This window comes from Bacteroides gallinaceum (genome assembly GCF_030373775.1).
GTDB classification, from domain to species: domain Bacteria; phylum Bacteroidota; class Bacteroidia; order Bacteroidales; family Bacteroidaceae; genus Phocaeicola; species Phocaeicola excrementipullorum.
In genome coordinates, this window is the sequence record NZ_JAUDEN010000009.1 from 122855 (window position 1) to 133281 (window position 10427).

Annotated in this window: 6 protein-coding genes; all 6 read left to right on the forward strand. The window is 40.0% G+C overall.

The window, feature by feature from the left end; translation table 11 throughout:
* Positions 1 to 69: 69 nt before the first annotated feature.
* Positions 70 to 990 (forward strand): glycoside hydrolase family 16 protein, encoded by a 921-nt coding sequence (locus tag QUW60_RS06960; RefSeq protein WP_021847150.1) that lies wholly within the window; start codon positions 70 to 72, stop codon positions 988 to 990.
* Positions 991 to 1018: 28 nt separating this feature from the next.
* Positions 1019 to 4210: a SusC/RagA family TonB-linked outer membrane protein gene (locus QUW60_RS06965; RefSeq protein ID WP_289559425.1), complete on the forward strand. Its 3192-nt coding sequence runs from the start codon at positions 1019 to 1021 to the stop codon at positions 4208 to 4210.
* Positions 4211 to 4243: 33 nt separating this feature from the next.
* The gene (locus QUW60_RS06970; protein ID WP_289559427.1) at positions 4244 to 5938 is read left to right on the forward strand and encodes a SusD/RagB family nutrient-binding outer membrane lipoprotein; all 1695 of its coding nucleotides are present in this window, start codon (positions 4244 to 4246) and stop codon (positions 5936 to 5938) included.
* A 38-nt stretch (positions 5939 to 5976) separates the two neighbouring features.
* A complete protein-coding gene (locus QUW60_RS06975) occupies positions 5977 to 7272 on the forward strand; it encodes a hypothetical protein (RefSeq protein WP_021847153.1) in 1296 nt (431 codons plus the stop codon).
* Between the two features lie 29 nt (positions 7273 to 7301).
* Positions 7302 to 9641 carry a glycoside hydrolase family 3 N-terminal domain-containing protein gene (locus QUW60_RS06980; protein WP_289559430.1) on the forward strand — a complete coding sequence of 780 codons (2340 nt, stop codon included), beginning with the start codon at positions 7302 to 7304 and terminating at the stop codon, positions 9639 to 9641.
* Positions 9642 to 9983: 342 nt separating this feature from the next.
* Positions 9984 to 10427: helix-turn-helix domain-containing protein (locus tag QUW60_RS06985; protein WP_289559431.1), on the forward strand; the 444-nt coding region annotated here is incomplete at its 3' end.

Here is a 10427-nt window from a genome sequence, read left to right on the forward strand (position 1 = left end):
ATGTAATCTTTAGTTAACAGTAAAAGAGAAAGTGAAAATACATAATGTTTAACCAAAAAACTATCGCTAATGAAAACAGTAATTTTATTTCTATTATTCTTTTTTGGAGTAAATCTGCAATCGTGTTCGACAAATAATGAACCGGTAAAGCCTGATAATCCGGAAGAGGAAATCAAAGATGATAATGAAGGACAGGAGGAGGAACCTGAGCTGCCTGATGAGCAACCAGGAGAAGAAGATGAACCCTCGAAACAGTGGAAACTTGTATTTACAGAAGATTTCAACACATTTGATAATTCTGTTTGGACAAAAGAGACTCATGAGCCTGGGTGGGTGAACAATGAACTTCAGGAATATATTGAAGAGTGTGTAAGTGTCGGGAAAGACGGTGACAAGACAGTGCTTGTTTTGACTGCCAAGAGAGAAGGAGATAAATTTTATTCTGGTCGTGTAAACAGCAAAGGCAAGAAAAGTTTTCAGTATGGGAAAGTGGAATCAAGTATAAAACTTCCCAAAACGGCTAATGGATTATGGCCGGCATTCTGGATGATGGGAGACAACGACAAGGAATGGCCTGCTTGTGGTGAAATCGATATTATGGAGATGGGAGAAAAAGCCGGTATAGCCAATAATACAACAGAAGCATACATAAATTCGGCAATTCATTATGGTCCTGATGTTGAAGGACATGAGCAGATTTTCCAGACTAAGACTATGGAAAAAAGTCTTCAGGATGGCAACTATCATGTATATTCTCTGGAGTGGAATGAAAATGAACTTATTGTAAAGGTTGATGATATACTGATCAAAACTTTTAATATCGGACCGGACAGTGGTCGTTTTGAATACTTTAACGATAAATTTTATTTCTTGTTCAATTTGGCTGTAGGTGGTGACTTTCCCGGTATAACAGATCCGGCACAAATTACAGCATTGAAAGATGGAGAAAAAGCCCAGATGTTCATCGATTGGGTGAAAATATATAATTAATCTTAATACTATTACTTATTAAAAACTTATGAGAAGATTAAACTACAAGTACACATTGTATTGCGGTACATTGTCTCTATCCCTTTTTGTAGGAATGCCGCAGTTGAATGCTGGGGTTACTGAAAATAATCTTTCAGTAATGCAACAAAGCCGACAAGTGTCAGGTAATGTCAAAGATGCTATGGGAGCTATAATCGGTGCTTCTATTGTTGAAAAAGGTACTACCAACGGAACCATTACCGATATGGATGGTAATTTTGTCTTGAATGTGCAACAGGGTGCTACACTGGTTATAAGTTTTGTAGGCTACAAAACAAAAGAAGTAAAAGTTGGTACTGCACCACTGGATATCACCCTAGAGGAAGACAGCAAGGTTTTGAGTGAGGTCGTTGTTACCGCATTGGGTATCAAACGTGAACGTAAGGCACTTGGTTATGGTGTTGATGAAGTTAAGGGAGAGGCTTTGACAAAAGCTAAGGAGACTAATGTGATTAACTCTATGGCTGGTCGTGTTCCAGGTCTGGTTGTCAGTCAGACTGCGGGTGGTCCTTCAGGCTCTACACGTGTGCTTTTGCGTGGTAATACAGAAATGACAGGAAACAACCAACCTCTGTATGTCATTGATGGAGTACCTTTGGATAATACAAACTATGGCAGTGCCGGTACGGAAGGAGGTTATGACTTGGGTGACGGTATTTCAAGCATTAACCCTGATGATATAGAGAATATGTCTGTTCTTAAAGGTCCTGCTGCTTCAGCGTTGTATGGGAGCCGTGCCAGTCACGGTGTAATTCTTATCACAACAAAGAAGGCTAGCGGTAAGGATGGTGAACGTATGAGTGTTGAGTATAATGGTACAATGACATTTGAAACTCAACTTGCTAAATGGAACGAAGTTCAGCAAATATATGGTATGGGTAGTGATGGCACTTACAGTATAAATGCTGTTGCAAACACAAATAAGAGTTGGGGACCAAAAGCCGACGGTTCAAATATGCTGGATTATTTTGATGGTGTTTCGCGTCCGTATTTGATAATACCTGATAATGTATCAGGTTTCTTCCGTACAGGTTTGACTGCAACAAATACATTGACTTTAAGCTCAAGTCATGGAAAGTCGGGAGTACGTTTCACTTACACCGATATGCGTAATAAAGATATAGTTCCTAATACCAATATGAGCCGTAACATATTCAATTTGCGTGCCAATACGAGTATGGGAAAAGTAGATCTGGATTTCAGTACAAACTATACACGCGAATCGGTAAAGAACCGTCCGGCTCTTGGCGACAGCAAAGGTAATGTCGGTAAAAACCTTATGACTCTTGCCACTACATACGATCAGGAATGGCTGAAAACATATCAGGATGCAAATGGTGAATACTCTAATTGGAATGGTTTGGATCCATATAATGTAAACCCTTACTGGGATGTTTACAAAAACTCGAACCAATCTGATAAAGACCAGTTCCGTTTCAATGGTAAGGCAATATGGAACGTTGCTGACCATTTTAAGCTTCAAGGTACTGTCGGAGCTGAATTCAACTGGTTTAAGTTTGAGGATTTCAAGGCTCCTACTACTCCTGGCTATGAAGCAGGCAGATTGCAGATAAGCAATTTCAGAAACCGTATGTACAACTTCGAAATGTTGGCTCTATATAACAACTCCTGGGGGGATTTCGATTTCAATGCGACATTGGGTGCCAACTTGTATAAAGTGAATAATGAGACTACAATCACTACAGCTCAGGATATGAAGATACGTGAAACTGTGGCGCTCATGAGCTTTAATGAAACAAGTGTGGAACAGAATTATTACAGAAAGCAGATAAATTCTATTTATGGTGCAGTAAATGTAGGATGGAGACACCTGATATATCTTGATGCTACATTGCGCGGAGACCGTTCTTCCACATTGCCTTTGAATAACAATACATATATCTATCCTTCATTCTCAGGTAGCTTTGTATTCTCTGAACTTATCAAGAATCACAATCTTCTGCCTTACGGTAAACTACGTGTTTCTTGGGCGCAGGTTGGTAGCGATACAGATCCTTATCAGTTGGGACTGGTATATACGAAATCTAAATTTACTTATCCAGGATATACTTTAGGTTCTATCAGTAACAGTACTATCCCTAATCGTGATTTAAAGCCTACAAGAACCAATTCATACGAAATGGGATTGGAATTGAAATTCCTGAATAACCGTATTGGTTTGGATTTTACTTATTATAATCAGACTAGTAAAAACCAGATTATGGCGATGGCGAGTTCATGGGCTTCCGGTTATACATATCGTATGATTAACGCTGGAGAAATCCAGAATAACGGTATTGAAATAGCTTTGAACACTCGTCCTATCCAGACAAAGGACTTTTCATGGGACTTGAACATCAACTTCTCTAAGAACAATAACAAGGTTAAGGAGTTGGTTGACGGTATTGATTTGTTCGAGCTGGAAAAGGCTACATGGCAGGATGTTCAGGTAGCAGCTGTAGTAGGAGAAAATTTTGGTTCTATCATTGGTCCTGATTTCAAACGCAATGAAAATGGTGATATCTTGATTGATCCAAGCACCGGTTTGCCACAATACGACAATAGCAATCATATTTTGGGTAACGCTTCATGGGATTGGACAGGTGGTGTAGTAACGAACTTCACATACAAGAATGTTTCTCTTGCTGCTGTATTCGATATTAAGGTTGGCGCCGATTTGTATTCAATGTCTGCCCGTGCCGCATACGAATCCGGTAAAGCATTGGAAACATTGGAAGGACGCGAAGAATGGTATAAATCAGAAGAACAGCGTAAGGCTCTTGGTATCAGCGAAGCAAACTGGACACCTACAGGCGGTTTCATTGCCCCAGGTGTAATAGACAATGGTGACGGAACATATCGTCCTAACGATATTTACGTAAATCCTGAGGATTATTGGATGAATATCAGCCGTTATGCACCGTCAATGTTCGTTTATGATAACTCGTATATCAAATGTCGTGAAATCACATTGAGCTATTCGTTACCAAAGACATGGTTGAAGAATAAGGTTCAAGGATTGACAGTGTCTTTCGTTGCACGTAATCCGTTTATCGTTTGGAAAAATATTCCTAATATCGATCCTGATTCGAACTATAACAATACTACAGGTATGGGTATGGAATATGGCTCATTGCCTTCACGTAAAAGCTATGGTTTCAATGTCAACGTTAAGTTCTAATTAATCCTAAATCATTTCAAAAAGAAATACACAATGAAACGTTACAAATCATATATAAAAACAGCAATGTGCATGGCATTAGCACTTGCTTTTACAGCTTGCAGTGATGAATACATGAATGACATGAATACAGACCCGTCGAAAGCTGAAAATATTGACCCAAATTCACAGTTGACTTTTGCCGAACTACAGACATACGGCGACCTTGGAATGATAGAAATATACCGAAGCTATATAGGTGCCTTTACGCAGCAGCTTATGGGATGTTGGAATACAACAAACTACGGAGGTCAGCACAAAATTGACAATAACGAAATGAATCGTTTTTGGACAAATCTTTATACTACAGGAATCAAGAATCTTGTAGATGTTGAGGTAAAGACAGAAGGTGACGAGAACAAAGTGAACATACATGCCGCTGCTGTGATTTACAAAGTATATCTTATGTCTATCATAACAGATACATACGGTGATGCTCCATACTCAGAGGCAGCCAGAGGTTTTATCAGTGGTATAACAAGTCCACGTTATGATACACAAGAGGAAATCTACAACAGTTTCTTTACAGAACTGACTGAAGCCGCTGCCGCTTTAGACGATAAGAAAGATGAAATCACAGGTGATGTGATATTTAATGGAGATATAAGAAAATGGAAAAAGCTAGCAAATTCTCTTCGTATGCGTTATGCTATGCGTATATCTGATGTTTCTCCACAGAAGGCGCAGGAAGAGTTTGAAAAGGCATTTACAGATCCTGCCGGCTATATGACAAGTGCTGATGATGACGCATTGATTGAATATATGGAGCTTACATTCAATTTTGGTCAGGAAGCATATACAGATTACAGACGTAACGCTTTGTCACAGTTGTATTTTGGTAATGACCCTGCAAATAATCAGACTTATATCTGTTCTACTTTCTTCAATACTTTGAAGGACAATGACGACCCTCGTACTTTTGCACTTACCCGTTGTTATTTCGACAAGGGTCTGACTCAGTCAAATCCTAATAACCGTATTGATCTGACAGACGAAATGCTGGAACTGGGTGCACAGTTCAACCCTTCTAAGCCAGGTGAATTCTGGTATGAACCATGGCCGGATAATGGATATTGGAGTGAAATTATAGCGGACCTTAAAGAAAGGTATCCTGGCAATACGAATTACTCAAATCCATGGTTACAGGATGCTACCCGTCCTAAATTGGCCCAGAATTTCCTTAAATCTGACAACCCAGGTGTTGTGATGACATACGCTGAGGTTGAGTTCCTATTGGCCGAGGCTAAGCTTAAAGGATGGAACGTAGGTGCTACATCTGTTGAGCAGCATTACGAAAATGGAGTTAAGGCTTCGATGGCTTTTCTAGTTGATAACTATGATTGCGAAATTGACGATCAGGATATAAACGATTATATAGCAAATCACCCTATTTCTGCTCTTAGTGACGAAGGCAAGAAAGAAGCAATAAATACTCAGGCTTGGATTCTTCACTTCCATAATCTGTCAGAATGTTGGGCTAACATACGTCGTTCAGGATATCCAAAGCTGAAATCTCCTGCAGAATATGGTTATGCGGCAGACAAGCTTACTGGTGGATACGACATTCCTGTACGTTTGTGCTATCCTATACTTGAGTCTTCTTACAACAAGGAAGGTTATCAGGAAGCTTTGGACCGTATGGGTGGAACTAACAGTTGGAATATTCCTGTATGGTGGGATAAAGAATAAAAATCTAGTACACTAAACAATTTAAATTTCGTATTAAAATGAAAAATATATATTGGATATTATTTATATTGCTCGGTGCAGGTTTCTCTTTTACATCTTGTAGTGAAGAAGAGCCATTTTCTACTGCAACAGCAGATGACGAGCCTCGTATCATAGCTCCTACGTTTCCGGAGCGTGACGCTAATGGTGGACTGGGAACTATTTCTGAAATAGACAGGGATGTATTGTTTTCAATAACAGTAACAACTACGCCTGCTGATTTCACTTCTGTGGTTTGGACTCTTGACGGTGAAGAAGTCGGAACAGAAAAGACGCTCGAGATGAATCTTAATGCTGGTGTTTATCATCTTAGGGTTGATGTCTCAACTCCTGTAGGAAAGACAACTTTCCGTGAAGGACTTGTAAAAATAAAAGCTTTGGCTGAAGATCCTCAGAGTGAAGAAGTAATATCAGAACGTATTGTCGCAACTGGAGGATGGGCACGTCTTAGTGGAACAAATCTTGAAAAGGTTGCAAAAGTAGCATTAAAGCAGATAAACATTGCCGAGTCTAAAACTAATCAGGAAGTGGAAATCTCTGATATAACATACGTGGAATCAGATGGTTATATTGAATTTAAAATTCCTTCAGAATTGTCTGACGGTGAGTATCGTGTGGAATTTATAGATGTGGAAGGCAGTAGATACGGTGCTAATACAATGGATGTTACTTCCAAGCCGTTGATTACTGCAGGACCTGAAAACAAGCGTCCTGATGCTGAGTGGACTATTACCGGTTTGAATCTTGACAAGGTCGTTTCGTTGTCATTGGGTGGAAATACAATCACTACATTCGTTGAACAGTATTCAACTCGTCTTACATTCATTTCACCTGCAATTGCAGACGGAGATTATGTATTGACAGGTATATCCAAATCCGGAGAAAATGTTAGTTTCTTTATTGATGGTGAGATAAAGACAGAACTTGCAGTTACGGTAAAAGACTCTCCATTGGAAGTTGAATTATGGAATGGACATCATTATGTATCATGGGATTTACCTGAAGGTGATCCAAACAGGTTGTTTGATGCGGTGCAGAATGATGTGAAGAATTTGCCTGTAGGAACAAAATTAAAGGTATATTACTCAATTAAATCTGATGATAGCTATCATAAAATCAGATTCTCTTCCGGATGGTGGACAGAACTTCCCGGGTACCCTGAGTTTGATGTTTATGCGGACGGTGTTAGTGACATAATTATGTCACATGAGATACTTGACTTGTTGAATTCGCAAGATGGATTCCTTTGTGTAGGTTTCGGATATTACGTTGATAGAATTACTTACGAAGAATAATTTATTAACCAAGAAAAAAATTGATAAATATGAATTTAAGAAAAGTATTATTGGTATCGTCAATAATAGGAAATGCTGCCTGCTTCGTACAGGCGGCAACTCCTGTCAGTTTGACGAAAGATACAGAAATAGAGAAGAAGGTTGAAGCTACATTAGCGAGAATGACCTTGGAAGAAAAGGTCGGACAGATGACAGAACTGTCAATAGATGTTCTTGGCAATGTGGTGGGCGGAGAGTTCAAACTGGATAAGGAAAAAGTAAAAAATGCAATTGGAAAGTACAAGGTCGGATCTGTACTGAATGCTCCCGGACCGGTTGCTCAAAGCCGTGAGAAATGGAAAGAAATCATCGGTTATATTCAGGAAGTATCTATGAAGGAAATAGGTATTCCTTGTATTTACGGCTTGGATCAGACTCATGGTACTACTTATACCCTTGGTGGAACGCTTTTCCCGCAGAATATCAATCTTGGTGCATCCTTTAATCCTGAACTGACATACGAGTCGGCCGTTATAACTGCATACGAGACACGAGCAAGCAACTGTCCTTGGACTTATTCACCAACGGTGGATATGGCAAGAGATCCTCGCTGGTCGCGTGTTTGGGAAAATTATGGGGAGGACTGTCTGGTTAATGCCATAATGGGCAGTGAGGCTGTTCGTGGTTTTCAGGGAGATGACCCTAATCATGTTTCAGAAGACCGTGTAGCTGCTTCTGTCAAGCATTACCTTGGTTACAGCATGTCCCGTACTGGTAAAGACCGTACTCCTGCATATATATCAGAATCTGATTTGAGAGAGAAGTGTTTTGCTCCGTTTAAGGCTTGCGTAGAAACTGGTGCGCTGACAATAATGGTAAACAGTGCTTCCATTAATGGTGTGCCTGTGCATGCCAACAGGCAGTTACTCACAGAATGGCTTAAAGAAGATCTGGAATGGGACGGAATGTTGATTACCGACTGGGCGGATATTAATAACCTATATACTCGTGAAAGAATAGCAGCCAACAAAAAGGAAGCTATTGAAATTGCCATCAATGCGGGTATCGATATGGCTATGGAACCTTACAATCTTGATTTCTGTACACTGTTGAAGGAATTGGTAGAAGAGGGAAGAGTGCCGATGAGTCGTATTGATGATGCCGTACGTCGTATTCTCCGTCTGAAATACCGTTTGGGACTTTTTGAAAAACCTAATACTGACTATAAGGATTATCCTAAATTCGGCAGTAAGGAACATGCCGCAATCGCACTTAGAGCAGCCGAAGAATCGGAAGTATTGCTGAAAAACAATAATAACATATTACCATTGGCAAAAGGTAAGAAAATCCTCGTGACAGGTCCTAATGCAAATTCAATGAGATGCCTTAACGGCGGATGGAGTTATACATGGCAAGGACATCTTGCCGACCGTTTTGCAGGTGAGTATAATACCATCTACGAAGCTGTAAGCAACAAGTTTGGCGCTGATTTGGTAACCCTAGAACAAGGAGTTACATACGTTGCCGAAGGAGCGTATTACGAAGAAAGCACTCCTGAAATAGAAAAAGCTGTGGCTGCAGCAAAGAATGTAGATGTAATCATCGCATGTATAGGCGAAAATTCATATTGCGAGACTCCTGGAAATCTGGCAGACCTTGCAATCTCTGAAAACCAGCGTAACCTTGTTAAAGCTCTTGCTACGACAGGCAAGCCTATTGTTCTTGTAATAAATGGCGGTCGCCCACGTATTATAAGTGACATTGAACCTTTGGCAGACGGTGTAATCAATATCTTGTTGCCTGGTAATTATGGTGGAGATGCATTGGCAAATATCCTTGCCGGTGATGCAAATCCAAGTGCTAAGATGCCATATACATATCCAAGAAACCAAGCTGAACTTACTACATACGATTATCGTGTAAGCGAGGAAATGGATAAGATGGAAGGTGCATACGATTATGATGCTGTAATTTCTGTTCAATGGCCTTTCGGTTACGGTTTGAGTTATACTACTTTTGATTACAGGAATCTGCGTGTGAACAAAGATACTTTTACTGAAAACGAAAAACTGGAATTTACAATAGACGTTACAAATACTGGAAAGATTGCAGGTAAAGAAGTTGTAATGTTGTTCAGCAGCGATTTGGTAGCATCGCTCACACCAGAGAATCGCAGGCTGCGCGCATTCAAGAAAGTGGAATTACAGCCAGGTGAGACCAAAACTGTAACATTGACTATCAAAGGAAGTGATCTTGCTTTTGTAGGTGCTGACGGAAAATGGATACTTGAGAAAGGTGATTTCCGTATGCAGGTAGGAAATCAAGTCTTGAATATTAAATGTTCTGATACACATAAATGGGAAACTGCTAATATCTGTGTTAATAAATAGCATTGTCTGATTGCTTTTAACGAGCCTGGTCATTTTGAAATTGTAGATTCCAAAACGAAGTGCAACGTTTTGGTCTTTAAAAGTAGTAGATTCAAGGAGGAAAGTGTTAACTTTGCCTCGTGAATCAAAGAGGAGGCGAGCTCTGCTGAGGAGCAACTCAACCAAGCAATAGATTCATGTACCACACTGAAATAGTGTAAAGGAGCGAGGCTGTCTGATTTCAGCCCCGCTTTCATTATTTTAGGAGGTACGTATGGCTAAGAAAACCTTTCCCTGTGGCAATGCAAAAAAACAAAAAGGGAGACCGAAGTCTCCCCAAGATTAATTAACTTTGTATTGCTTATGTACAATCAATTAACCCTTGCGCAAAGGTACACAATTTCTACCATGCGCCAAAATGGTTTTTCATTAAAAGCCATAGCAGACGAATTAAACCGTATTGAAGAGGAAGCAGCCATATCCTCCGGTAATCCTCTTCCCGAAAAGAAACGTTCAGCATCCACCATTTCACGTGAGTTGAAGCGTAGTAGGACAAAGACCGCTAGATATAATCCCAAACAGGCTGATGAAATGGCCCGTGAAAAGAGGGAGCGAATAGTACGCAACACAGCAATAAAACCTGGGGTGCTGGAGCTTGCCATAAAGTTACTCAAAGGGAAAGGATGGTCTCCGGAACAAATTTCAGGACATCTGAAAAAAGAGGGGAAACGCATATCTAAGGAACGTATCTATCAGGAAATCAGAAGAAAGCCTGAGCTTTCAAAATATTGTCATCACTATATGAAA